The 22,612-nt window shown below is 63.5% G+C and carries 19 protein-coding genes and 6 tRNA genes; 14 read left to right on the top strand and 11 right to left on the bottom strand.

The window, feature by feature from the left end; all coding sequences use genetic code 11:
* The first annotated feature begins 26 nt into the window (after positions 1-26).
* From PSEEN_RS17885 to mgtE, 8 genes are all read left to right on the top strand, one after another.
* Positions 27-1,262 (top strand): aspartate kinase, encoded by a 1,236-nt coding sequence (locus PSEEN_RS17885; protein WP_011534958.1) that lies wholly within the window; start codon positions 27-29, stop codon positions 1,260-1,262.
* 168 nt (positions 1,263-1,430) lie between these two features.
* Positions 1,431-1,619 carry a carbon storage regulator CsrA gene (gene csrA, locus PSEEN_RS17880; protein WP_003254503.1) on the top strand — a complete coding sequence of 63 codons (189 nt, stop codon included), beginning with the start codon at positions 1,431-1,433 and terminating at the stop codon, positions 1,617-1,619.
* Between the two features lie 72 nt (positions 1,620-1,691).
* Positions 1,692-1,782: transfer RNA gene (locus PSEEN_RS17875), tRNA-Ser, on the top strand.
* A 66-nt stretch (positions 1,783-1,848) separates the two neighbouring features.
* Positions 1,849-1,925: transfer RNA gene (locus PSEEN_RS17870), tRNA-Arg, on the top strand.
* 70 nt (positions 1,926-1,995) lie between these two features.
* Positions 1,996-2,072: transfer RNA gene (locus PSEEN_RS17865), tRNA-Arg, on the top strand.
* Between the two features lie 70 nt (positions 2,073-2,142).
* A tRNA-Arg gene (locus tag PSEEN_RS17860) sits at positions 2,143-2,219 on the top strand.
* Positions 2,220-2,288: 69 nt separating this feature from the next.
* A tRNA-Arg gene (locus PSEEN_RS17855) sits at positions 2,289-2,365 on the top strand.
* Positions 2,366-2,858: 493 nt separating this feature from the next.
* The gene (gene mgtE / locus PSEEN_RS17850; RefSeq protein WP_011534957.1) at positions 2,859-4,301 is read left to right on the top strand and encodes a magnesium transporter; all 1,443 of its coding nucleotides are present in this window, start codon (positions 2,859-2,861) and stop codon (positions 4,299-4,301) included.
* Between the two features lie 172 nt (positions 4,302-4,473).
* Here mgtE and PSEEN_RS17845 read toward each other — a convergent pair whose 3' ends face one another.
* Positions 4,474-4,800, bottom strand: a complete 327-nt coding sequence (locus PSEEN_RS17845) for an Arc family DNA-binding protein (RefSeq protein ID WP_003254499.1) — start codon at positions 4,798-4,800, stop codon at positions 4,474-4,476.
* Between the two features lie 346 nt (positions 4,801-5,146).
* On the opposite strand from PSEEN_RS17845, the gene phnN reads away from it, so the two are divergent.
* Positions 5,147-5,770: a phosphonate metabolism protein/1,5-bisphosphokinase (PRPP-forming) PhnN gene (gene phnN, locus PSEEN_RS17840; RefSeq protein ID WP_011534956.1), complete on the top strand. Its 624-nt coding sequence runs from the start codon at positions 5,147-5,149 to the stop codon at positions 5,768-5,770.
* A 74-nt stretch (positions 5,771-5,844) separates the two neighbouring features.
* Positions 5,845-5,921, top strand: a tRNA-Arg gene (locus PSEEN_RS17835).
* A gap of 82 nt (positions 5,922-6,003) precedes the next feature.
* Here PSEEN_RS17835 and glyA read toward each other — a convergent pair.
* The 5 genes from glyA to PSEEN_RS17810 all read right to left on the bottom strand — a co-directional run bounded on the left by glyA (position 6,004) and on the right by PSEEN_RS17810 (position 11,417).
* On the bottom strand, positions 6,004-7,236 hold the full coding sequence (gene glyA / locus PSEEN_RS17830; protein WP_011534955.1) for a serine hydroxymethyltransferase: 1,233 nt from the start codon (positions 7,234-7,236) through the stop codon (positions 6,004-6,006).
* A gap of 10 nt (positions 7,237-7,246) precedes the next feature.
* The gene (thrC, locus tag PSEEN_RS17825) at positions 7,247-8,491 is read right to left on the bottom strand and encodes a threonine synthase (RefSeq protein ID WP_011534954.1); all 1,245 of its coding nucleotides are present in this window, start codon (positions 8,489-8,491) and stop codon (positions 7,247-7,249) included.
* A 70-nt stretch (positions 8,492-8,561) separates the two neighbouring features.
* Entirely contained in the window at positions 8,562-8,999 is a 438-nt protein-coding gene (locus tag PSEEN_RS17820) for a Rid family detoxifying hydrolase (protein WP_011534953.1), read from the bottom strand.
* Positions 9,000-9,042: 43 nt separating this feature from the next.
* A complete protein-coding gene (locus tag PSEEN_RS17815) occupies positions 9,043-10,215 on the bottom strand; it encodes an NAD(P)/FAD-dependent oxidoreductase (RefSeq protein ID WP_011534952.1) in 1,173 nt (390 codons plus the stop codon).
* On the bottom strand, positions 10,212-11,417 hold the full coding sequence (locus PSEEN_RS17810; protein ID WP_011534951.1) for a benzoate/H(+) symporter BenE family transporter: 1,206 nt from the start codon (positions 11,415-11,417) through the stop codon (positions 10,212-10,214). The genes PSEEN_RS17815 and PSEEN_RS17810 overlap by 4 nt, the downstream gene beginning before the upstream one ends.
* Positions 11,418-11,735: 318 nt before the next feature.
* On the opposite strand from PSEEN_RS17810, the gene PSEEN_RS17805 reads away from it, so the two are divergent.
* Positions 11,736-13,151: an aminotransferase-like domain-containing protein gene (locus tag PSEEN_RS17805; RefSeq protein WP_011534950.1), complete on the top strand. Its 1,416-nt coding sequence runs from the start codon at positions 11,736-11,738 to the stop codon at positions 13,149-13,151.
* A 39-nt stretch (positions 13,152-13,190) separates the two neighbouring features.
* On the opposite strand, the gene PSEEN_RS17800 is transcribed toward PSEEN_RS17805, so the two are convergent.
* From PSEEN_RS17800 to PSEEN_RS17780, 5 genes are all read right to left on the bottom strand, one after another.
* Positions 13,191-13,733: a hypothetical protein gene (locus tag PSEEN_RS17800; RefSeq protein WP_011534949.1), complete on the bottom strand. Its 543-nt coding sequence runs from the start codon at positions 13,731-13,733 to the stop codon at positions 13,191-13,193.
* Between the two features lie 235 nt (positions 13,734-13,968).
* On the bottom strand, positions 13,969-15,348 hold the full coding sequence (lpdA, locus tag PSEEN_RS17795) for a dihydrolipoyl dehydrogenase (protein WP_011534948.1): 1,380 nt from the start codon (positions 15,346-15,348) through the stop codon (positions 13,969-13,971).
* Positions 15,349-15,350: 2 nt separating this feature from the next.
* Positions 15,351-16,619 carry a dihydrolipoamide acetyltransferase family protein gene (locus tag PSEEN_RS17790; protein WP_011534947.1) on the bottom strand — a complete coding sequence of 423 codons (1,269 nt, stop codon included), beginning with the start codon at positions 16,617-16,619 and terminating at the stop codon, positions 15,351-15,353.
* Entirely contained in the window at positions 16,620-17,678 is a 1,059-nt protein-coding gene (locus tag PSEEN_RS17785) for an alpha-ketoacid dehydrogenase subunit beta (RefSeq protein ID WP_011534946.1), read from the bottom strand.
* Between the two features lies 1 nt (position 17,679).
* The gene (locus PSEEN_RS17780; protein ID WP_011534945.1) at positions 17,680-18,912 is read right to left on the bottom strand and encodes a 3-methyl-2-oxobutanoate dehydrogenase (2-methylpropanoyl-transferring) subunit alpha; all 1,233 of its coding nucleotides are present in this window, start codon (positions 18,910-18,912) and stop codon (positions 17,680-17,682) included.
* 197 nt (positions 18,913-19,109) lie between these two features.
* Here PSEEN_RS17780 and bkdR point away from each other — a divergent pair, with 197 nt between their 5' ends.
* The 3 genes from bkdR (at position 19,110) to PSEEN_RS17765 (ending at position 22,518) form a co-directional block, all read left to right on the top strand.
* Complete coding sequence (bkdR, locus tag PSEEN_RS17775; RefSeq protein WP_011534944.1) at positions 19,110-19,598, top strand: Bkd operon transcriptional regulator BkdR; 489 nt, start codon at positions 19,110-19,112, stop codon at positions 19,596-19,598.
* 228 nt (positions 19,599-19,826) lie between these two features.
* Positions 19,827-21,068: a glutamine synthetase family protein gene (locus PSEEN_RS17770; RefSeq protein WP_193383926.1), complete on the top strand. Its 1,242-nt coding sequence runs from the start codon at positions 19,827-19,829 to the stop codon at positions 21,066-21,068.
* 130 nt (positions 21,069-21,198) lie between these two features.
* Positions 21,199-22,518 carry an MFS transporter gene (locus tag PSEEN_RS17765; RefSeq protein ID WP_011534942.1) on the top strand — a complete coding sequence of 440 codons (1,320 nt, stop codon included), beginning with the start codon at positions 21,199-21,201 and terminating at the stop codon, positions 22,516-22,518.
* Positions 22,519-22,612 lie beyond the last annotated feature (94 nt).

The raw sequence follows: 22,612 nt of genomic DNA, 5'->3' as shown, positions 1-22,612 counted from the left end.
CCCTTGAGGGCTGAGGCACCTTTGAAATGGCGTTGATCGTACAGAAATTTGGCGGTACCTCTGTCGGTTCCATCGAGCGGATCGAGCAGGTTGCCGACAAGGTCAAGAAATTCCGTGAGCAAGGCACCGACCTGGTGGTTGTGCTGTCGGCCATGAGCGGGGAAACCAATCGCCTGATCGACCTGGCCAAGCAGATCACCGATCAGCCGGAACCACGCGAGCTGGACGTGATTGTCTCGACCGGCGAGCAGGTCACCATCGCCCTATTGTCGATGGCCCTGATGAAGCGCGGCGTGCCGGCGGTGTCCTACACCGGCAACCAGGTGCGTATTCTCACCGACAGCGCGCACAACAAGGCGCGCATCCTGCAGATCGACGACCAGAAGATCCGCGCCGACCTCAAGGCCGGGCGTGTCGTGGTGGTCGCCGGTTTCCAGGGCGTCGACGAGCACGGCAACATCACCACCCTCGGCCGTGGCGGTTCCGACACCACTGGCGTGGCGCTGGCGGCGGCCTTGAAGGCCGACGAATGCCAGATCTACACCGATGTCGATGGCGTCTACACCACCGACCCGCGTGTCGTGCCCCAGGCCCAGCGCCTGGAGAAGATCACCTTCGAGGAGATGCTGGAAATGGCCAGCCTTGGCTCCAAGGTGCTGCAGATCCGCTCGGTGGAGTTCGCCGGCAAGTACAACGTCCCGCTGCGCGTGCTGCACAGCTTCAAGGAGGGTCCGGGTACCCTCATTACCATCGATGAAGAGGAATCCATGGAACAGCCGATCATTTCCGGTATCGCCTTCAACCGTGATGAAGCCAAGCTGACCATTCGTGGCGTCCCGGACACCCCAGGCGTCGCCTTCAAGATCCTCGGCCCGATCAGCGCCGCGAACATCGAAGTGGACATGATCGTGCAGAACGTCTCGCACGATAACACCACCGACTTCACCTTCACCGTACACCGCAACGAGTACGAGAAGGCGCTGGCCGTTTTGGAAAACACCGCCCGTGAAATCGGCGCGCGTGAAGTGATCGGCGACACCAAGATTGCCAAGGTGTCGATCGTCGGTGTCGGCATGCGCTCCCACGCAGGTGTCGCCAGCCGCATGTTCGAGGCCCTGGCCAAGGAGAGCATCAACATCCAGATGATCTCCACCTCCGAGATCAAGGTCTCGGTGGTGATCGAAGAGAAGTACCTGGAGCTGGCCGTTCGTGCGCTGCACACCGCGTTCGAACTCGATGCTCCTGCCCGACAGGGCGAGTAAGGCGCTGCCTGGAGGGGCGCGGCTTGCCGCGCCCTTCGCGTTTCTGCCCGCTGGTGGTGTCCCTGTCCAGGCACCGCTGGCAGTTGTCCTGGGCCTCATGCCGTCGTCCCCGGCCAGGCCCCGTTAACAAAGACTGTTGTCCCTGAAGATTCAAGTGAGGAGAAAACTATGCTGATTCTGACTCGTCGGTGCGCCGAGAGCCTGATCATTGGTGACGGTGAGATCACCGTGACGGTCCTGGGTGTCAAAGGCAACCAGGTGCGTATTGGCGTTAGCGCGCCTAAAGAAGTGGCTGTTCACCGCGAGGAAATCTACCTGCGGATCAAGAAAGAGAAGGACGAGGAGCCAAGCCTTTAATTTTTTTGAAGTTTTTTTCAAAAAAAGGGTTGCAAACGAGGAAGGGTGTGTTTAATATTCGCCTCGTGTTGCGGTGAGGTGGCCGAGTGGCCGAAGGCGCTCCCCTGCTAAGGGAGTATACCTCATAAGGGTATCGGGGGTTCGAATCCCCCCTTCACCGCCATTATTCGCTCAGGGCGCTTTAAGCGGATGTAAATGTTTAGGCGACCTGAAATGCGCAGCAAGACACGGACTCATAGCTCAGCTGGATAGAGTACTCGGCTACGAACCGAGCGGTCGGAGGTTCGAATCCTCCTGAGTCCGCCACTTTTGAAGTGGCTTTGCTTACAAGGCTGCTTCAATCAACCAGTGGTAACCTGGTCTAAAACTACCCCACGGACTCATAGCTCAGCTGGATAGAGTACTCGGCTACGAACCGAGCGGTCGGAGGTTCGAATCCTCCTGAGTCCGCCATTTTTGAAATGGCTTTGCTTGCAAGGCTGCTTCAACCCACCAGTGGTAATCTGGTCTAAAACTACCCCACGGACTCATAGCTCAGCTGGATAGAGTACTCGGCTACGAACCGAGCGGTCGGAGGTTCGAATCCTCCTGAGTCCGCCACTTTTGAAGTGGCTTTGCTTGCAAGGCTGTTTCAACCACCAGTGGTAATCTGGTCTAAAACTACCCCACGGACTCATAGCTCAGCTGGATAGAGTACTCGGCTACGAACCGAGCGGTCGGAGGTTCGAATCCTCCTGAGTCCGCCATACATCAAGAAGCCCGCTCATTTGAGCGGGCTTTTTGTTTTTCTGGCGCACTGAATTGTCGCTGATGTGCATCTACGCTTTTCTGTAGGGGCTCGCGGCCCGTGTAGGAGCCGGCCTTGCCGGCGAACACCGGCGCAGCCGGTGCCATCCTTCGCGTCGCCTGGTTCGCCAGCAAGGCTGGCTCCTACGGTTCGAGGTGGGTCGCCAAGTCTTTAGGCGGCCCTGAAAGCAATGTGCTTTTTCCGCCCGCCCCACCGTCGCACTGTTGGCTTCGAGCGTTGTCACAGCTTTGGCTCGCAAACGATTGTTCTGGCCAAAATTTTAAGCGATCCGACAGCTTACACAGTGTATGATTGCGCCCGTCAGCCCCGCCGGGGCTTGTGGAATCCCACCATGGACTTACCCAGTAGTTACTCGCTAACACGATTCATACAGAAAGATCTGACCGATTGATTCTCCCGGCGTGCTCCGCTGCTGGGAGTGGAGTTCGCCTATGACCGAAGTCGAAGTAAAGAAAGCCCAAGAGAGCCTGCAGGATCGCCTGGCCCAGGTGATCGAACTGCTGCAGCGCCAGCGGGTGGTCGAGGACCTGACGCACCGTCAGGAAGGTCACCACCACGACCTGGTGGAAAATCTCGTCCACCGCCAGAACCTCGTCGAACTGCAGCGCAAGCTCGATGACCTGCACCCCGCCGACATTGCCTACATTCTCGAAGCGCTGCCGCTGGAAGATCGCCTGACGGTCTGGCAGTTGGTGCGCTCCGACCGTGACGGCGACATCCTCCTCGAAGTTTCCGACGCCGTCCGCCAGACCCTGATCGCCGACATGGACGATCACGAACTGCTGGCCGCCGCCAAGGAGATGGACGCCGATGAACTGGCCGACCTGGCGCCCGAGCTGCCACGTGACGTCGTTCATGAGCTGATGGAAAGCCTCGATGCCCAGCAGCGCGAACGCGTACGTTCGGCCCTGAGCTACGACGAGGAGCAGGTCGGTGCGTTGATGGACTTCGAGATGGTCACCATCCGCGAAGACGTCAGCCTTGAAGTGGTGCTGCGCTACCTGCGTCGGCTCAAGGAGCTGCCGGGGCACACCGACAAACTGTTCGTGGTGGATTACGACGGTAAGCTCAAGGGCGTCCTGCCGATCAAGCGGCTATTGGTCAACGACCCGGAAAAGAAGGTCGCGGAGGTCATGGCCAATGACCCTGTGGTCTTCCATCCCGAGGAAGATGCCTATGACGCCGCCCTGGCTTTCGAACGTTATGACCTGGTTTCCGCGCCGGTGGTGGATAAAGGCGAGCGGCTGATCGGCCGTCTGACCATCGATGAGATGGTCGACCTGATTCGTGAAGAGGGCGAGAGCGAAGTACTCAACATGGCCGGTCTGCGTGAGGAGGAAGACATCTTCGCGTCCGTCTGGCGTTCGCTGCGCAACCGCTGGGCCTGGCTGGCCATCAACCTGATCACGGCATTCGTGGCATCGCGGGTGATCGGGTTGTTCGAAGGCTCGATCGAAAAGCTCGTGGCGCTGGCGGCGTTGATGCCGATCGTTGCCGGTATCGGCGGTAACTCGGGTAACCAGACCATCACCATGATCGTGCGCGCGATGGCGCTCGACCAGGTTTCGCCGGGCAACACCAGCCGGCTGATGCGCAAGGAGCTGGCGGTTTCGCTGCTCAATGGCCTGATCTGGGGCGGGGTGATCGGTGTCGTGGCGTTCTGGCTGTACGGCAGTTGGTCACTGGGCCTGGTGATGACGGGGGCGATGACCTTGAACTTGCTCCTGGCCGCCTTGATGGGGGTGCTGATCCCGATGACCCTGGCGCGCCTGGGGCGCGATCCGGCCATGGGCTCCAGCGTGATGATCACCGCTGTGACCGACAGTGGCGGGTTCTTCATCTTCCTGGGTCTGGCGACGCTGTTCCTGCTGTAGGAGCGGCTTTAGCCGCGATGCGGACACTGCGGTGTGTGGCACCCGCTTTGCGGGTGATCGCGGCTGAAGCCGCTCCTACAGAGGCCGCGTCAAATCAATGGGGCATGGATTGTTCCGCACACAAAAAAGCCAGCTTGCGCTGGCTTTTTTGTGTGCGGCTGGAAGATCGCTATCAGGACGCGTCGGCGGCCATTTCCACATCGTGAGCGATGAGGGCGACCAGCGCGTTTTGCTGGCGGTGAGAAAGCTGGCGGAAGCGCTGCAGCAGTTCGCGTTCGTGCAGGCTGAGCTCTGGGCTGTCCAGGCGCATGCTCAGCTCGTCACCCAGCGCACCTTCCTGGATAAGGCTCTGCTCCAGGCGTGCGATGATTTCGGAGTTCATGCTGCGGTGGTGGTTGCGCGCTACCTCGGCAATGCGCTCACGCATACCGTCTGGCAGGCGGACGACGAACTTGTCAGCGGTGCGGCTCGAATAGATAGCCTGTTTCATTGGGCGCATATAAATTGACCGGTTGTTCTGGTTCAGGGGAAGCGGTTCTCAAATTGGCCGCACGGTGGAAGTACGACCGCGGCGACGACAAAATGTTCAACCGTGATGTGATTTTGGGTCTTCATCTTGCCTCATGGTCGCCGTTTCCTTGGCGTCAATTCTGTGACAAATAGTGATCCGGATAAAGGCTTTTTGCCAGTACCAATTATCAGAAATGAGCACTGGTTTGAAAAGTTTCACATTTATCGAATCGCCAAGGTGTCAGACCTTTGTCGTCAAAATCTGGTAAATGGCGACAAAGGTCAGGGAAAAAACCTAGAATGCACGGGTTCCCCTCACATTGAGCATAGTGGCTATGCAATATGACGCAAGCGGCACGCCATCCTCAAGGGGGCGTTTGATCTTCCTGATAGGACCGTCCGGCTCCGGGAAAGATTCCCTGATCGATGCCGCGCGCGAGCAACTGCTTACGCAAGGTGTTGAAATTGCCCGGCGTGTGATAACCCGCTCGGCCGAGGCGAAAGGTGAGGCCGCTGTCGGTGTCAGCGCTGAGCGCTTTGAAACGATGCGCCAGTCCGGTGAATTTGCCCTGTCGTGGCAGGCCAATGGGCTTTCCTATGGCATTCCGATCCAGGTGGATGACTGGCTTGACCAGGGGCTGTCGGTGCTGGTCAATGGCTCGCGAGGTTATCTGGCGCGAGCACGTGAGCGTTATCCCGACTTGCTGGCGGTGGGGCTGGCTGTTTCGCCGCAGGTGCTGCGTGAGCGACTCCTGGCTCGTGGCCGGGAAAGCCACGAGGAAGTCGAGCAGCGGTTGGCGCGCAGCGCGGGTATGCAGGCTTATGATGCTTCAGTCCATGTGCTGGACAATTCGACTTCATTATCCAATGCAGTCGAAGCCTTGCTGAGGTTGCTGGGTGAGCATGGCGCGCTTGGCCCATCACCTGAGAATAATCCGACGTGCAAATTGCCCGATTGAGGCATGACAAATGGCTACATGCTGGTTAACATGCTCGCCGTCTCTGCCGCGCAGCGTTCGTTGCCGGCTTCAGGGTCTCAGTAGCTCAATTGGATAGAGCATCCCCCTCCTAAGGGGAAGGTTGCAGGTTCAAATCCTGCCTGGGACACCATCCGCTCCATTCATATCTCTCCAGCGATACAACCGACCCCTGGCCGTTTGAGCCATGGTGCGGAGTCGGCTGCCGTCGGGTTTCAGCGATACACGGGATATGCCTCGCACAGCCGGTCCACCTGGCGGCACACCTCGCTGTGCACTTCGGTGTCGTCCGGCGCGTGCAGCAGGTCGGCGATCAGCTGTGCGAGTAACCTGGCCTGCTCCAGCCCCATGCCACGGGTAGTGATGGCCGGGGTACCGATGCGGATGCCGCTGGTGATCGTCGGGGCCTGTGGGTCATTGGGAATAGCGTTCTTGTTGAGGGTGATGCGCGCGCTTTCCAGCAGCGCTTCGGCGGCCTTGCCGTTGAGCCCCAGGGGCTGCAGGTCGACCAGGAACATGTGGCAGTCAGTGCCGCCGGAGACGATGCGCAGGCCACGTTCGGTGAGCACCTGGGCCATGCCCTTGGCATTCTCGATCACTTGCGCCTGATAGCGTCGGAAGTCCTCCGTGTCGGCTTCGTGGAAGGCCACGGCCTTGGCAGCGATCGCATGCATCAACGGGCCGCCCTGGTACATCGGGAAGATCGCCTTGTCGAGCGCGGCGGCATGCTCCTGGCGGGCCAGGATCAACCCGCCGCGCGGGCCACGCAGGGTCTTGTGGGTGGTGGAAGTGACGATGTCGGCGTAGGGCACTGGCGACGGGTAGAGCCCGGCAGCGATCAGGCCGGCGTAGTGAGCCATGTCGACCATCAGGTAGGCACCGACTTCATCGCACAGGGCGCGAAACCGAGCAAAGTCGATAGGTCGCGCATAGGCCGACGCCCCGGCGATGATCAACTTCGGGCGGTGCGTGCGGGCGAGGCGCTCGAGTTGTTCGTAGTCGAGGGTTTCGCTCTCGGGGTTGACGCCGTAGGTCACGGCGTTGAACCACTTGCCGGAGAAGTTCACCTTGGCCCCGTGGGTGAGGTGGCCGCCGTCGGCCAGGGCCATGCCGAGCAGGGTGTCTCCCGGTTGCAGCAGTGCCAGCATCGCCGCCTGGTTGGCCTGCGAGCCGGAATGGGGTTGGACGTTGGCGTATTCGGCGCCGAACAGCGCGCAGGCACGCTCGATGGCCAGCGACTCGATTTCGTCGACCACCTGGCAGCCGCCGTAGTACCGTCGGCCAGGGTAGCCTTCGGCATATTTGTTGGTCAGCACCGAGCCTTGGGCTTCCAGCACCGCGCGGCTCACGTAATTCTCCGAGGCGATCAGTTCGATATGGATTTCCTGGCGGAAGCGTTCGCGGGAAATCAGTCGGGCGATGTTGGCGTCACAGGTTTCCAGGTTCATGGCGTTCCCTTCAAGAGGCAATGGCGGTTGCCGGCGTCTGCCGGGCAGCCGCAGACGAGGCGGTATGGGTGGAGGGCAAGTAGATCGAGGTGTCCTTAAGGCCACTGCCGGTAATCAGCAGCACGGCGCTTTCGCGACTGTGCGGGTGTTGTTCGGCGTACTGCAGCAGGCCGGCGTAACTGCTGGCGGCGCCGGCCTCGGGAAAGATCCCGGTGCGAGCGGCCAGGCGCGAGGCGGCCTGGACGATGGCCGTGTCGTCGACACAGAGGAACTCGCCTTCGCTGTCGCGTACCGCACGCAATGCCTTGAGGCGATCGCGTGGGAAGGCCACGTTGATGCTGCTTGCCAGGCTTGTCGGGGCGCGTTTTTCAACTTGCTCGAGGGGAAGGCCGCTGGACCAGGCGCGGTACATGAAGTTGCTGTCCCGTGCCTGGACGCCCATCAGCCGTGGCATACGTTCGATCCAGCCTAGCTTGAGCAAGTCCTGGAAGCCTTTGTGCACCGCGCCGAGAATGCAGCCGTTGCCGACCGGCACGAAGACCAGGTCGGGTACTTGCCAGCCCAGCTGTTCGCAGATCTCGAAGGCGACGGTCTTCTTGCCTTCGGTCATGTACGAATTGATGCCGGTGGTGCGGTTGTACCAGCCATTGCTTTCGCAGGCGTTGCGGCATTGTTCGAAGGCTTCGTCGTAGGCGCCGTCGACCAGGATCACCTCGGCGCCATAGCCGATCATCTGCGCCAGTTTTTCCCGTGGGGTGGTGCGGGGGATGAAGATCACATTGCGCAGGCCGCGCTCGGCGCTCATGCCGGCGAGCGCGGAGGCGGCGTTGCCGGTGCTGGCTACCGCAACCGTACTGGCGCCGCTTTCCAGGGCCAGCGCCACCGCCAGGGCGCTGGCGCGGTCCTTCAGTGAACCGGTGGGCTGCCGGGATTCGTCCTTGACCCAGACTCTCATGCCGCTGTCGGTTTCGAGCAGGCCGGGGCGTTCGTACAGCGGTGTGCTGCCGACCAGCAGGCGTGGCACATAGCGCTCGCTGTCCAGCGGCAGCAGTGCGCGATAACGCCACATGCCCAGCCCGGCCTGGGTCGCCAACCTGTCGCGGTCGCATTCCCGGCGCACGCTGTCGTAGTCGTAGAGGGTGTCGAGGGCGCCATCGGTGCGGCAATGAGGGCAGAAGTATTCGACCTGGTACGGCGCGTAGCGGGTGCCGCAGGTGATGCATTGCAAAACGAAGGGCCTGCAAAGACGGTCCATTGCGTGTCCTCGCGCAGAAGAAGGAAAAGGAGGGTGCGGCGCCGTCACATGACGGCACCGCAGGCGCGAGTCAGCGCGGTGGCAGTGCCATGATCGCGTCGATTGCCACCAGGGTGCCGCGGGCCAGGGCGCTGGCACCGGCGGTGGTGCGCGCCGGGTAGGGCTTGCTGAAATAGGCTTCCATCACCCGGTTGAGGGTGGGGAACTCGCTGAGGTCGGTAATGAAGGCGGTGACCTTGACCACGTTGGCCAGGCTGCCGCCGCAGGCTTCGGTCATGGCCTTGAGGTTGTCCAGGGTCTGGCGCAGCTGGCCTTCGAAGTCCTTGGCCAGTACTTCGTTGGAGCTGGGCTCGACTGGTGTCTGCGCGGAAAGGTAGACGGTGTCGCCGACGCGGATGGCCTGGGAGTAGGTGCCCAGGGGGAAGGGCGCCTGGTCGGTGTAGATGACGTTGTCATCGGTGAGGAAGGGCTGGGCTTGGCTGGCCTGGGCGTGGGCGGTGCTGTGCATGGTGTTCACTCCTTGTGATGGCATTTGTTTTTGTGTGGGTGGATCAGTGCAACTGGGCGACCTCGGTCACGCGGCGCGTGGCGAAGGTCGCGGTGCGGCAGCGCTCGGGTGAGAACGGCGCATAGTCGAGGCCGCGTTCGGCGAGGTCTGCCGGCATGGGCAGGCCAAGCGCGCTGTGGCAGCACAGGCGCGACAGCGCCGGTGCGGTCTGGATGCCATAGCCGCCCAGGGCGGCGAGCCAGACGAAAGCAGGTTGTCGTGGGTCGGCGCCGACCACCGGGGTGCGATCGGCAACGAAATTGCGCAAGCCGGCCCAGCGGTTGACGATACGTTTTGGGCGCAATTGGGTGGCTTGCTCCAGGCGATCGAGGGTGATGGCCAGGTCGAGCTCCTCGGGCTGCGCGTCGCAGGGCGCGGAGGGCGTCTCGTCACAGGGGGAGACGATCAGGCGGCCGGCCTCGGGCTTGATGAAGATGTCTTCGTCGAGGGTGCCCAGGTAAGGGGTGTTGTGCACCTCGCAATGGGGGTCGACAACCAGTACGGTGCGGCGCAGGGCCTGCAGGCCGATCGCCGGCACCTCGCAGCGTTCGGCGCAGGTGTCCGCCCAGCTGCCGGCGGCATTGACGATGAGCCGGCTGTGCAAGGTGCTGCCATCAGCGCAGAGCAGGCGCCAGACCCCATCCCGGTGCTGAGCGCCGAACAGCTCGCAGTCACGGCGGACCTCGCCGCCACGCTGGCGCAGGCCGGTCAAGTAGGCGCCATGGATGGCGTGTACATCGAGGTCGAAGGCGCCGGGTTCGTGGATGCCGGCGCTCCAGCGCCCAGGGGCCAGATAGGGTGCCAGTGCCATCACTTGCTCGGCATCCGCCCAGCGTGCGTCGGGCACATGCTGGCGTACCGCCTCGAAGCGATGGCGCAACTGCGCCTCGCGCTCGTGGGTGGCGACGATCAGTGCGCCGCGAGGTGACCACAACGGTGTGCTCGCCAGCCCGGCCGGTGGTGCTTCGAAGAAGCCTCGGGATGCGCAGGTCAGCGCACGGATGTGCTGATTGCCGTAGCTTTCCATGGAGATGGCCGCCGATCGCCCGGTGGTGTGGTAGGCCAGCTGGCGTTCACGTTCGAGCAGGCAGACACGGCCATGTTCGGCGAGTTGATAAGCGACCGAGACACCGGCGATACCGCCCCCGATGACAACGAAATCGAAGCTCTGGCTCATGATGCGCGTGCCTCTTGGTGTTGGCTGGTCTTGCTCGGGCGGCTGTAGCCCAGGGCGAAGTAGGCGACGAGGCCGAAGATCAGCCCCCAGAAGGCAGCGGCGAGGCCGAGGAAGCTCATCCCCGACGCGGTGACCAGGAAGGTGATCAACGCCGGTTCGCGCTGCTTCTCGTCGGCCATCGCACCGGCAAGGCCGGTGGCGATGGCACCGAACAGGGCGAGGCCGGCGAGGGCGGCGATCAGCTCCTTGGGCAATGCGGAGAACACCGAGGCCAGGGTTGCGCCGAAAGTGCCCATCAGCAGGTAGATGGCGCCGCAAGCGATCCCGGCGATATAGCGCTTGTCGGGGTTTTCATGGGCTTCGCGGCCGGTGCAGATGGCGGCGGTGATCGCTGCCAGGTTGACGCCATGGCAGGCGAAGGGCGCCATCAGCAACGAACCGATGGCGGTGACCGACACGATCGGCCGGGCTGGGGTCTGGTAGCCGGAGGTACGCAGCACGGCGATCCCGGGTACCGACTGGCCGGTGAGCGAGACCAGGGCCAGCGGCAACCCGATATTGACGATGGCGTGCCAGTTCCATTCCGGTGCCGTCCAGACCGGCACCGTCATCTCCAGTACCAGGGCCTGGGTGTTCAGTTGGCCCAGCCCGGCGGCGAGCGCGCAGCCGACAATCAGTACCGAGAGAATGGCGTAGCGCGGTGAGAGACGCTTGAACACCAGGTAGGCCACCAGCATCGATAGCACCAGCAACGGCTGGACGCGAATCGAGCTGAACAGCTCGGCGCCGAAGCGGAACAGGATGCCGGCCAGCATGGCGGCGGCGATGGCCTTGGGCAGGCGGTTCATCAGGCGGTCGAAGGCGCCGCTCAAGGCAACCACGGTAATCAGCAGCGAGGCGACGATATAGGCGCCAACCGCCTGTGCCAGCGACACGGTCGGCAGCATCGACACCAGCAGGGCGGCGCCGGGGGTCGACCAGGCGGTGATTACCGGCACCCGCAGTTTCCAGCTGAGCAGCAGGCCGGTCAGGCCGCTGCCGATGGAAATCGCCCAGATCCACGAGGCGGTGACCTCGTTGCTCAGCTGCGCCTGGTGGGCGGCCTGGAACACGATGATCAAGGGGCCGGCGTAGGAGATGATCACCGCGATGAGGCCGGCGATCAGCGCTGAGAGTGAAAAGTCCTTTCTGATGGTGTCCATGGTGCGTCCGGATTGGTGTGTCAGGGGGATTGATTCGATTGAGTCGAATGAGATTGACTCTATATCGATGCATTGATTTGTTTCAATAGGTTCAATGTGAAAATCGCCACACAAAATACCGAACCGCCGAACAGGATTGGCCCTGAATTGCGTTAACTCATTGAAATTGCGTGGCTAAGTTTGAGAGTTGAACAGGCTGGAAATGTGCTCTTGTGAGCCGCTTCACACACGTTGGATACAATTTGAATCGCTTAATGGATCGACTCAAGTCATGTGATATGATCAAAATACAATCATTTACCACTCGGTAGCCGTCTCATGTGGGTTCCTCAGATCAGCGAAAGCAACCAGCCAATGTACCTGTCCATCGCCGACGCGCTGGCCCGGGACATCGCCAGCGGGACGCTCAAGCGCGGGGAGCGGCTGCCGACCTTGCGTGAGCTGGCCGCCGCCCTGGACGTGACCCCCGGCACCATCAGCCGTGCCTACATCGAGGCCTCGCGCCGAGGGTTGGCGCAAGGCGAAGTGGGGCGCGGCACCTACGTGCTCGACCGGATCAGCGACAAGGCCGAGGAGCGCTCCGTCGGCAAGCCCGTGCAAAGGCCACTGTTCACCACGGCAAACTCGCCACGCGCCGAAGAGCTCGACCTGTCGATCATCAAGCCCTACGGCGAGACCTTGCAGTACTGGCTGCGCAACGCGCTGGTCGAACTGGCCAACGCCAGCCACCTCGACCAGGCGCTGGACTACACCCCCGATAGTGGCCACCCCCTGCACCGTGAAGCCGGCGCCCAGTGGCTGCGGCACTGGCTGCCGGGTGCGCAGTGGCAACAGGTGGTCATTACCAGTGGCGCCCAGCACGGCCTGATGGTGGCAATCAGTGCCCTGACCGAGGCCGGCGACCTGGTGCTGTGCGAGTCGCTGTGCTATCCGGGCATCATCTCGGTGGCTCACGGCCTTGGCCGGCGCCTGCGTGGCGTACCGATGGACGAAGAGGGGATCATCCCCGAGGCCCTGCGCGAAATCTGCCAGCGCGAGAAACCGGCGATGCTGGTCTGCGTGGCCACCTGCCAGAACCCGACCACCGCGATCATGTCCAATGCCCGGCGGGCGCAGATTGCCGCGTTGGCCGAAGAGTTCGACTTCCTGCTGCTCGACGATGACATCTACGGGTTCCTGGCCACCGATGCCGATACCCGCCCTTTGAGTACCTTCGCCCCGGACCGCTCGATCTACCTCACCAGCCTGTCCAAGTCGGTGCTGCCGGCCCTGCGCATCGGCTACCTGTACAGCCCGCCGAAGCTGCTGTCGCGCTTGACCTCCATGGTGCGCAGCACGGTATGGATGCCTTCTCCGCTGACTGCGCAGCTGGCCAGCCATGTCATCGGCGAAGGCCTCGACAGCCAGTTGATTCGCATGCACCGGGCCGAGGCCGCCGCGAGGCAGGCGATTGCCAGTGAAGTGTTCGGCGCGGGTGCGCTGCGCAGCCAGCCCCATGGTTACCACGTCTGGTTGAACCTGCCGGAACAGTGGCGCAGCGACGAATTCGCTCTGCTGGCCCGGGCCAATGGCGTGATCGTCATGAGCGGCAGTCAGTTCCAGGTGGAGCGCAGCGGGGACCCGCGAGGGGTGAGGGTGGTGCTGATGTCGCCCACCAGTCAGGAAGAGCTGCGATTTGCCCTGACACAGCTGGCGAGCTTGCTCGAGTCGGGCGACCCGAAGCGCTTCTATTGAACGATGCGGCCCGCCTGTTGACGGGCCGCGATCAGGTATTCAGAGTTCGGCTGTTTTCAGCTTCTCGTCATCCCGTGCACCGCCGTTCAGGTTGCCCTGTGCCCGCAGTGCCTGCTGCTCGAGCTTGGCCTGGGCTTTCTCTTTCACGTCATCCTGGATGCGTCGGGCGATCTGTTCATCGATCCTCGCCTTCTGTTCCGGTGGCAGGGCGTTGTACTCCTCCTCCGTCAGGCCCATCTCCTGAAGGAACTTCTCCTTGATCTTCTCCGCTGGCGACTTGGCCATGTAATCGCGGAAGTCCTGCACGGCAGTGGATTCCTCTTGCTTGCCGACGCTGGCCTGCTGGCGGGCGGCAACGTCGGGGTTCTGCAGCATGACCATGAGCTTGGCGAAGGCTTCCTTGCGGTTGTCCTCGGCGTTTTGCTGCGAGGCACTGCCCTGGCTGTTCTGTTGCGCCGTGGTGTTGCCGGTTGCCGCGACCTCAAGCGATGGCATGAAGGCGACCGGCGCCTGTTCGCTGCCGGTGCGGTTCTGGGGTTGCACGGCGGGCTGCCAGCCCAGGCCGGTTGGGGTGATCAGCATGTCTCCTCCTTGGAGTGTTCGAAACTGCACGACGAAACTGGCAAAAGCTGTGCCAGTGCGTGCAAGCGAATAAAACAGGCCGCCTGGGCCGCTCCATCAGCCGGCCGCTGGGAACAGGCTTGCCTTTAAGGGGCACAGGATTGCCGGGAGCGGCAACTATCGGGTCGCCGAACAAAAAAATGCCCGCAGCGCCTGGCGGCGCGGCGGGCCAAATCGGCTAGTGCCGCTTCAGTGTCTAGATATGCAGCGCATGGCCAAGGGCGCGCAAGGCAGCTTCTTGCACGGCTTCGCCCAGGGTTGGGTGGGCGTGGATGGTGCCGGCGATATCTTCCAGGCGCGCACCCATTTCCAGCGATTGGGCAAAGGCGGTGGACAGCTCCGAAACCGCCACGCCAACGGCCTGCCAGCCCATGATCAGGTGGTTGTCACGGCGGGCCACCACGCGCACGAAACCGCTTTTCGACTCCAGGCTCATGGCGCGGCCGTTGGCGGCGAAGGGGAACTGTGCGACGAGGCAATCCACGCCCTCTTGCTTGACCTGTTCCGGGGTCTTGCCGACCACCACCACTTCCGGGTCGGTGAAACACACCGCGGCGATGGCGCTGGGTTCGAAACGTCGCGCCTTGCCGGCAATGATCTCGGCGACCATCTCGCCCTGGGCCATGGCCCGGTGCGCCAGCATCGGTTCGCCGGCCACGTCGCCGATGGCCCAGACGTTGCGCATGCTGGTCTGGCAGCGCTCGTCAATGGCGATGGCGGCGCCGTTCATCTTCAGGTCCAGGCCTTCCAGGCCGAAGCCTTTGGTGCGCGGGCGGCGGCCCACGGCCACCAGTACCTGGTCAGCCTCCAGGCGCAGTTGCCCGCCCTGGCCATCGCTGGCCAGCAGGCAACCATCGGTATAGCCCTCGACGCTGTGCCCCAGGTAAAGCGCAATGCCAAGCTTGTTGATCGAGTCCGCCACCGGCGCGGTGAGTTCGGCGTCGTAGGTCGGCAGGATGCGTTCGCGCGCCTCCACTACGCTGACCTTGGCGCCGAGCTTGCGGTAGGCGATGCCTAGCTCCAGGCCGATATAGCCGCCGCCGACCACCACCAGGTGCTGGGGCAGTGCCTTGGGGACCAGGGCCTCGGTGGACGAAATGATCGGCCCGCCGATCGGCAGCATCGGTAGTTCGACGCTGCTGGAGCCCGTGGCCAGCAGCAGGTGCTCGCACTGGATGCGCTGGCCGTCGACCTCGACGCTCTTGCCGTCGAGGATCTTCGCCCAGCCGTGGATCACCTTCACGCCATGTTTTTTCAACAGGGCGGCGACGCCGCTGGTGAGGCGGTCGACGATGCCGTCCTTCCACTCGACGCTGCGGCTGATGTCCAGGCGTGGCGAGGCCACGCTGATGCCCAGCGGCGAAGGTTCGGTGAAGCGGCTGGCCTGATGGAACTGCTCGGCCACATGGATCAGCGCCTTGGAGGGGATGCAGCCGATGTTCAGGCAGGTGCCGCCCAGGGCCTGGCCTTCGACTAGCACGGTGGGGATGCCCAGCTGCCCGGCGCGGATGGCCGCCACGTAGCCGCCGGGGCCGCCGCCGATGATCAGCAGGGTGGTGTTGATGAGGTCTTGCATGATCACTCCACGAACAGGCAGGCAGGCTGTTCCAGCAGGCCGCGCACGGCCTGGATGAACAGGGCGGCGTCCATGCCGTCGACCACGCGGTGGTCGAACGAGCTGGACAGGTTCATCATCTTGCGCACGACGATCTGGCCGTCGATCACCATCGGCCGCTCGACCATGCGGTTGACGCCGACGATCGCCACTTCCGGGGTGTTGACCACCGGGGTGCTGACGATGCCACCCAGCGCGCCGAGGCTGGTCAAGGTGATGGTCGAGCCGGACAGTTCTTCGCGGGTGGCCTTGTTGTTGCGCGCGGCATGGGCGACGCGGGCGATCTCGCTGGCATTGCTCCACAGGCTGCCGGCTTCGGCGTGGCGCAGTACCGGTACCATCAGGCCGTTGTCGCCTTGGGTGGCGATGCCCACATGCACCGCGCCGTGGCGGGTGATGACCTGGGCTTCGTCATCGTAGGTGGCGTTGATCTGCGGGAAATCGCGCAGGGCGACGACCATGGCGCGCACCAGGAACGGCAGCAGGGTCAGCTTGCCGCGGCTGTCGCCATGCTTGGCGTTGAGCTGCTGGCGCAGGGCTTCCAGGTTGGTGACGTCGATTTCCTCGACGTAGCTGAAGTGGGCGACACGGCGCTTGGCGTCCTGCATGCGCTGGGCGATCTTGCGGCGCAGGCCGATCACCGGCACCTGCTCGCTGTCGGTGCGCTTGCCGTAACCGCCCGGCGCCTGGCCGGCGCTGGTCTGCGGCTTGCTGATGAAGGCGTCGAGGTCTTCATGCAGGATGCGCCCGGCCGGGCCGCTGCCATGCACGTAGCGCAGCTCGATCCCGGCGTCCAGGGCGCGCTTGCGCACGGCAGGGGAGGCCAGTGGTTTGTCGTGGGCCTCACGCGGCACGATGGGGGCGGCGGTATGGCTGGTGCTTGCCTGCGGTTGCGCTTCGAGGCGCGCCTCGGGCTTGGCTTCGGCTTTGACCGGCGCAGGTGCAGGCTCGGCCGGCTTGGTCTGCGGCGTGTCGACATGGTTGCCGCTGCCTTCGACCTCGATGCGGATCAGCTCGCTGCCGACCGCCATCACTTCACCCGGCTGGCCACCCAGGGCCAGCACCTTGCCGCTGACCGGCGAAGGGATTTCCACAGTGGCCTTGTCGGTCATGACATCGGCCACCACCTGGTCCTCGGCGATCACATCGCCGACCTTGACGAACCATTCCACCAACTCGACCTGCGCGATGCCTTCGCCAATGTCCGGCATCTTGATGACGTGCGTGCCCATTCAGACCTCCATGACCCGTTTCAATGCCGCGCCTACCCGCGAAGGGCCGGGGAAGTAGGCCCATTCCTGTGCGTGGGGGTAGGGGGTGTCCCAGCCGGTGACGCGCTCGATCGGCGCCTCGAGGTGATGGAAGCAGTGCTCCTGGACCAGCGACACCAGTTCGGCGCCGAAACCGCAGGTGCGGGTAGCTTCGTGCACGACCACGCAGCGGCCGGTCTTCTTCACCGATGCGACGATGGTCTCCAGATCGAGTGGCCACAGGCTGCGCAGGTCGATGACCTCGGCGTCGATGCCGGTCTCCTCGGCGGCCACCTGCGAGACATACACGGTGGTGCCGTAGGTCAGCACGGTGACGTCGTTGCCGGGGCGGGTAATCGCCGCCTTGTCCAGCGGCACGCTGTAGTAGCCATCCGGCACGGCGCTGTGCGGGTGCTTGGACCACGGCGTAACCGGGCGGTCGTGGTGGCCGTCGAACGGGCCGTTGTACAGGCGCTTGGGCTCGAGGAAGATCACCGGGTCATCGCATTCGATCGAGGCGATCAGCAGGCCCTTGGCGTCGTAGGGGTTCGAGGGCATCACGGTGCGCAGGCCGCAGACCTGGGTGAACATCGCTTCGGGGCTTTGGCTGTGGGTCTGGCCGCCGTAGATGCCGCCGCCGCAGGGCATGCGTAGCGTGAGCGGGGAGATGAACTCGCCGGCCGAGCGATAACGCAGGCGGGCCATCTCCGAGACGATCTGGTCGGAGGCGGGGTAGAAGTAGTCGGCGAACTGGATCTCGACCACCGGGCGCAGGCCGTAGGCGCCCATGCCCACGGCGGTGCCGACGATGCCGCTCTCGGAGATCGGCGCGTCGAACACACGCGACTTGCCGTACTTGGTCTGCAGGCCCTCGGTGCAGCGGAACACGCCGCCGAAGTAGCCAACGTCCTGGCCATAGACCACCACGTTGTCATCGCGCTCGAGCATGACATCCATGGCCGAGCGCAGGGCCTGGATCATGGTCATGGTGGTGGTGGACATGGCGTTTTCCAGATGGATGCTGTTGTTGTGATCGTTCATCTCAGACCCCCAGTTCCTGGCGCTGACGGCGCAGGTGGTCGGGCATTTCCTTGTACACGTCCTCGAACATCGAGGCGGCGCTGGGGATATGGCCATTGCTCAGGGTGCCGAACTGCTCGGCGTCCTTCTGCGCCTTGATCACCTCGGCCTCGAGTTCCGCGCTGACCGCCTGGTGCTCTTCCTCGGACCAGTGGCCGGCCTTGATCAGGTGCTGCTTCAGGCGCGCGATCGGGTCGCCCAGCGGGAAGTGGCTCCAGTCGTCGGCGGGGCGGTACTTGGACGGGTCGTCCGAGGTCGAGTGCGGGCCGGCGCGGTAGGTGACCCACTCGATCAGCGTCGGGCCCAGGCCGCAGCGGGCGCGTTCGGCGGCCCAGCGCGAGGCGGCGTAGACCGCGATGAAGTCGTTGCCGTCGACTCGCAGCGAGGCGATGCCGCAACCCACGCCACGGCCGGCGAAGGTGGTCGATTCACCGCCGGCAATGGCCTGGAAGGTGGAGATCGCCCACTGGTTGTTGACCACGTTGAGGATCACCGGCGCGCGGTAGACGTGGGCGAAGGTCAGGGCGGTGTGGAAGTCGGACTCGGCGGTGGCGCCGTCGCCGATCCACGCCGAAGCGATTTTCGTGTCGCCCTTGATCGCCGAAGCCATGGCCCAGCCGACCGCCTGGACGAACTGGGTGGCGAGGTTGCCGCTGATGGTGAAGAAGCCGGCCTCGCGCACCGAATACATGATCGGCAGCTGGCGGCCCTTGAGCGGGTCGCGGGTGTTGGACAGCAGCTGGCAGATCATCTCCACCAGCGACACCTCGCGGGCCATCAGGATGCTCTGCTGGCGGTAGGTGGGGAAGCACATGTCGGTGCGGTTCAGGGCCAGGGCCTGGCCGCTGCCGATGGCTTCCTCGCCCAGGCTCTGCATGTAGAAGGACATTTTCTTCTGGCGCTGGGCGACCACCATGCGGCTGTCGAAGATGCGCGTCTTGAGCATGGCGCGCATGCCTTGGCGCAGCACCTCGGGGGCGATGCCCTCGGCCCAGGGGCCGACGGCGTTGCCGTGCTCGTCGAGCACGCGCACGAGGCTGCCGGACAGGTCGGCGGTATCGGCGGGTTCGACATCGATCGGGGGTTTACGGACTTGACCCGCGTCGTTCAGGCGCAGGTAGGAGAAATCGGTCTGGCAGCCTGGCCGGCCTGTAGGCTCGGGCACATGCAGACGCAGGGGGGCGTACTCGTTCATGCTTTTTACGCTCGCTCGAATGTTGTTTTTGTGAGCTTTGAAGCGGCCGCCGCTGAGTACCGGCTTGTGACTGGCAAGTCAGCGTCTTTTACATCATAGGGGGACGGCGGGAGAATTTTTCTCTCAAGTTCGTTGCGTTTGTTCGGCGGCGCAGATAAACATTCCGTACAAACACAAAAACCAGGTGAATTTGTCTCATGCGCAAACTGGATCGCACCGATATCGGCATCCTCAACAGCCTTCAGGAAAACGCGCGGATCACCAACGCGGAGCTGGCGCGTTCGGTCAATCTCTCGCCCACGCCCTGTTTCAACCGGGTCAAGGCCATGGAGGAGTTGGGGGTGATTCGACAGCAGGTGACCTTGCTGGCGCCCGAGGTGCTGGGGTTGGACGTGAATGTGTTCATCCATGTCAGCCTGGAGAAGCAGGTGGAGCAGTCGCTGCACCGTTTCGAGGAGGAGATCGCCGAGCGTCCGGAAGTCATGGAGTGCTACCTGATGACCGGTGACCCGGATTACCTCTTGCGGGTACTGCTGCCGAGCATCCAGGCGCTGGAGCGGTTTCTCGATTACCTGACGCGGTTGCCGGGGGTGGCGAACATTCGTTCCAGCTTTGCCTTGAAGCAGGTGCGCTACAAGACCGCGTTACCGTTGCCGGCCAATGGCATGACATTGCGCGAGCAGTGATTGCGGTTCGCCGGCAAGCCGGCTCCTGCAGGCAAAACTGTAGGTGCTTGATATTTTAAACACCCCAGGCCTATGTTGTGCTCGTCGCCATTCCCGGCATGCGAAAACAACAAGAAGGACAGCGTCATGACGACCGAAGGCCCGCGCAACCAGGCAGAGCACCTGAAGGGCATCGATGAAATCGAATGTGTCACCCCGGACCTCAACGGCGTTGCGCGCGGCAAGGTGATGACCGCCGAGGGCTTTCTCGAGGGCCGGCGCCTGCAGATGGCGCGGGGCGTACTGTTGCAATGCATCATGGGCGGCTACCCGCCGGCCAGGTTCTACGGCAGCGATGACGGTGACCTGGCGCTGGTGGCCGACCCCAGCCAGATCCATCGCCTGCCCTGGAGCGACGAACCCCGCGCCCTGGCCATCTGCGATGCGGTGGAGCTCGACGGCAGGCCGTCGGGGCTGTCCAGCCGTGGCCAGCTCAAGGCAGTGATCGCCCGGTACGCGGCGCGTGGGTTGGCACCCGTGGTCGCCACCGAGCTCGAGTTCTTCGTCTTTGCACCGAACAGCGACCCAAGCCAACCGTTCCAGCCACCGCTGGGCAAGGACGGCCGCCGGGAGATGGGTCATTCGGCTTTCAGTGTCAGCTCCAACAATGGCCTGCGGCCTTTCTTCAACGAGGTGTACCGCTGCATGGCGGCGCTGGGCTTGCCGCGCGACACCTTCATGCATGAGATGGGTGTCAGCCAGTTCGAGATCAACCTGCTGCATGGCGACCCGCTGCTGCTGGCCGACCAGACCTTCCTGTTCAAGCACCTGCTCAAGGAAGTGGCGCTGCGTCACGGGCTGACCGTGGTGTGCATGGCCAAGCCGCTGGCGCATACCCCCGGCAGTTCGATGCACATCCACCAGAGCCTGGTGGACATCGCCACCGGGCGCAACGTGTTCAGCGACGAGCAGGGCAGGGCGACCGACACCTTCCACCACTTCATTGGCGGTCTGCAGGCGTGCCTGGCCGACTTCACCGTGCTGTTCGCGCCCAACGTCAACTCATACCAACGCCTTTGCCACCCCTATGCGTCGCCTAACAACGCTTGCTGGTCGCAGGACAACCGTGCCGCGGGGCTGCGTATCCCGGCCAGTTCGCCGGTGGCGCGACGGGTCGAGAACCGCTTGCCGGGCGCCGACGCCAACCCTTACCTGGCCATTGCCGCCAGCCTTGCCGCAGGCCTGCATGGCATCGAGCGGCAGATTGCCCCGGCGCCGGCGATCCAGGGCGAGTTCGAGGTGCCGGAGCACTTGAGCCTGCCCTGTACCTTGCATGCAGCGCTTGAGCGCCTCAAGCGCAGCGAACTGGCGCGGGAACTGTTCGGTCGGGAGTTCATCGAAGGCTACATCGCCACCAAGACCCTGGAACTGACCGATTTCTTCGACGAGATCACACCCTGGGAGCGGCGTGTGCTGGCGGCACAGGCCTAAGCGCGACACAACCCCCTCTGGATGCGCCCTCGGTGGCTACTTTCACCGCCGGGGGCCTGCGCCGCGACGGATTTGCCCTTATGCTTGCCTGCAACCCAACGCCACCTGATCAAGGAGCTTGACGGGACGTATGCGAAACATCTGGAAGCCGTTTCAGTCGTTGTATTTCGCCGCCCTGATGATGCTGATCGGCTCGGGCCTGCTCAGCACCTACCTGGCGTTGCGCCTGGCCGCGGATCATGTCGACAGCCTGTGGGTCGGCGCGTTGATGGCGGCCAACTATTTCGGCCTGGCGGTCGGTGGCAAGGTGGGGCACCGGCTGATTGGCCGGGTCGGGCATATCCGCGCCTACGCCACTTGCGCCGGCATTGTTGGCGCGGCGGTGCTCGGGCATGGCCTGACCAACTGGCTGCCGGCCTGGGTCGGGCTACGGATGATCGTCGGCCTGGGAATGATGTGCCAGTACATGGTCATCGAGAGCTGGCTAAACGAGCAGGCCGACGCCAAGCACCGCGGCGCGGTGTTCAGCGGCTACATGATCGCCTCGTACCTTGGCCTGGTGCTTGGACAGCTGATCCTGGTGGTACACCCGCAACTGGGGCCGGAACTGCTGATGCTGGTGGCCATGTGCTTCGCCTTGTGCCTGGTGCCGGTGGCCATGACCCGGCGCATCCACCCTGCGCCTTTGCGCCCGGCGCCGATGGAACCGAAGTTCTTCATCAAGCGGGTGCCGCAATCGCTGTCCACGGTGCTCGGCTCGGGGCTGATCGTCGGTTCCTTCTACGGCTTGGCACCGTTGTATGCGGCCACCCAGGGGCTGACCACCGAGCAGATCGGTTTGTTCATGGGTAGCTGCATCTTTGCCGGGTTGGTGGTGCAGTGGCCGCTGGGCTGGCTGTCCGACCGCTACGACCGCGCGGTGTTGATCCGTGGCGCGGCCATTGGCCTGGCGCTGGCTTCGGCGCCCTTGGCGATCCTGCCGGGCGTACCGCTGGAGTTGCTGTTCGCCATCGGCTTCGTCATTTCGCTGCTGCAGTTCTGCCTGTATCCGCTGGCGGTGGCCTTCTCCAATGACCATGTGGAGAGCGAGCGGAGGGTATCGCTCACGGCCATGCTGCTGGTCACTTATGGCGTGGGGGCCTGTATCGGACCTCTGGCGGCCGGGGTGCTGATGAAGCTGCTGGGGCCGCAGATGCTGTATGCCTTCTTCCTGTTCTTCGCTCTGGTGTTGGTCTGGCGCATCCGGCCCAAGGCGGTCACTGGGCTGCACCAGGTCCAGGACGCGCCGCTGGGGCACGTGGCCATGCCGGCGGCGGGTTCGCCGTTGTCGGCGGCGCTCGATCCACGAGTGGATGAACAGACGGTGCAGGATGTGATGCAGGCGCCGGTGGCGGCGGAGGATACCGAAGAGGATGAGAAGGGTTCGGCCAAGCCGGAGGTGAATCTGTAGGAGCGGCTTCAGCCGCGATCACCCGCGAAGCGGGTGCCAGATACCGCGTTGCCTGCATCGCGGCTGAAGCCGCTCCTACAGAGCGTTAGGCAAA

This window comes from Pseudomonas entomophila L48 (assembly GCF_000026105.1).
In the GTDB taxonomy this organism is placed as follows: Bacteria; Pseudomonadota; Gammaproteobacteria; order Pseudomonadales; family Pseudomonadaceae; genus Aquipseudomonas; species Aquipseudomonas entomophila.
The sequence above is the reverse complement of the archived record's forward strand: the minus strand, read 5'-3'. Positions and strand labels throughout refer to the sequence as shown.

Coding starts and splice junctions, on each gene's coding strand:
- PSEEN_RS17885 (WP_011534958.1), top strand. CDS start 27: ATGGCGTTGATCGTACAGAAATTTGGCGGTACCTCTGTCGGTTCCATC.
- csrA (WP_003254503.1), top strand. CDS start 1,431: ATGCTGATTCTGACTCGTCGGTGCGCCGAGAGCCTGATCATTGGTGAC.
- mgtE (WP_011534957.1), top strand. CDS start 2,859: ATGACCGAAGTCGAAGTAAAGAAAGCCCAAGAGAGCCTGCAGGATCGC.
- PSEEN_RS17845 (WP_003254499.1), bottom strand. CDS start 4,800: ATGCGCCCAATGAAACAGGCTATCTATTCGAGCCGCACCGCTGACAAG.
- phnN (WP_011534956.1), top strand. CDS start 5,147: ATGCAATATGACGCAAGCGGCACGCCATCCTCAAGGGGGCGTTTGATC.
- glyA (WP_011534955.1), bottom strand. CDS start 7,236: ATGAACCTGGAAACCTGTGACGCCAACATCGCCCGACTGATTTCCCGC.
- thrC (WP_011534954.1), bottom strand. CDS start 8,491: ATGGACCGTCTTTGCAGGCCCTTCGTTTTGCAATGCATCACCTGCGGC.
- PSEEN_RS17820 (WP_011534953.1), bottom strand. CDS start 8,999: ATGCACAGCACCGCCCACGCCCAGGCCAGCCAAGCCCAGCCCTTCCTC.
- PSEEN_RS17815 (WP_011534952.1), bottom strand. CDS start 10,215: ATGAGCCAGAGCTTCGATTTCGTTGTCATCGGGGGCGGTATCGCCGGT.
- PSEEN_RS17810 (WP_011534951.1), bottom strand. CDS start 11,417: ATGGACACCATCAGAAAGGACTTTTCACTCTCAGCGCTGATCGCCGGC.
- PSEEN_RS17805 (WP_011534950.1), top strand. CDS start 11,736: ATGTGGGTTCCTCAGATCAGCGAAAGCAACCAGCCAATGTACCTGTCC.
- PSEEN_RS17800 (WP_011534949.1), bottom strand. CDS start 13,733: ATGCTGATCACCCCAACCGGCCTGGGCTGGCAGCCCGCCGTGCAACCC.
- lpdA (WP_011534948.1), bottom strand. CDS start 15,348: ATGCAAGACCTCATCAACACCACCCTGCTGATCATCGGCGGCGGCCCC.
- PSEEN_RS17790 (WP_011534947.1), bottom strand. CDS start 16,619: ATGGGCACGCACGTCATCAAGATGCCGGACATTGGCGAAGGCATCGCG.
- PSEEN_RS17785 (WP_011534946.1), bottom strand. CDS start 17,678: ATGAACGATCACAACAACAGCATCCATCTGGAAAACGCCATGTCCACC.
- PSEEN_RS17780 (WP_011534945.1), bottom strand. CDS start 18,912: ATGAACGAGTACGCCCCCCTGCGTCTGCATGTGCCCGAGCCTACAGGC.
- bkdR (WP_011534944.1), top strand. CDS start 19,110: ATGCGCAAACTGGATCGCACCGATATCGGCATCCTCAACAGCCTTCAG.
- PSEEN_RS17770 (WP_193383926.1), top strand. CDS start 19,827: ATGACCGCCGAGGGCTTTCTCGAGGGCCGGCGCCTGCAGATGGCGCGG.
- PSEEN_RS17765 (WP_011534942.1), top strand. CDS start 21,199: ATGCGAAACATCTGGAAGCCGTTTCAGTCGTTGTATTTCGCCGCCCTG.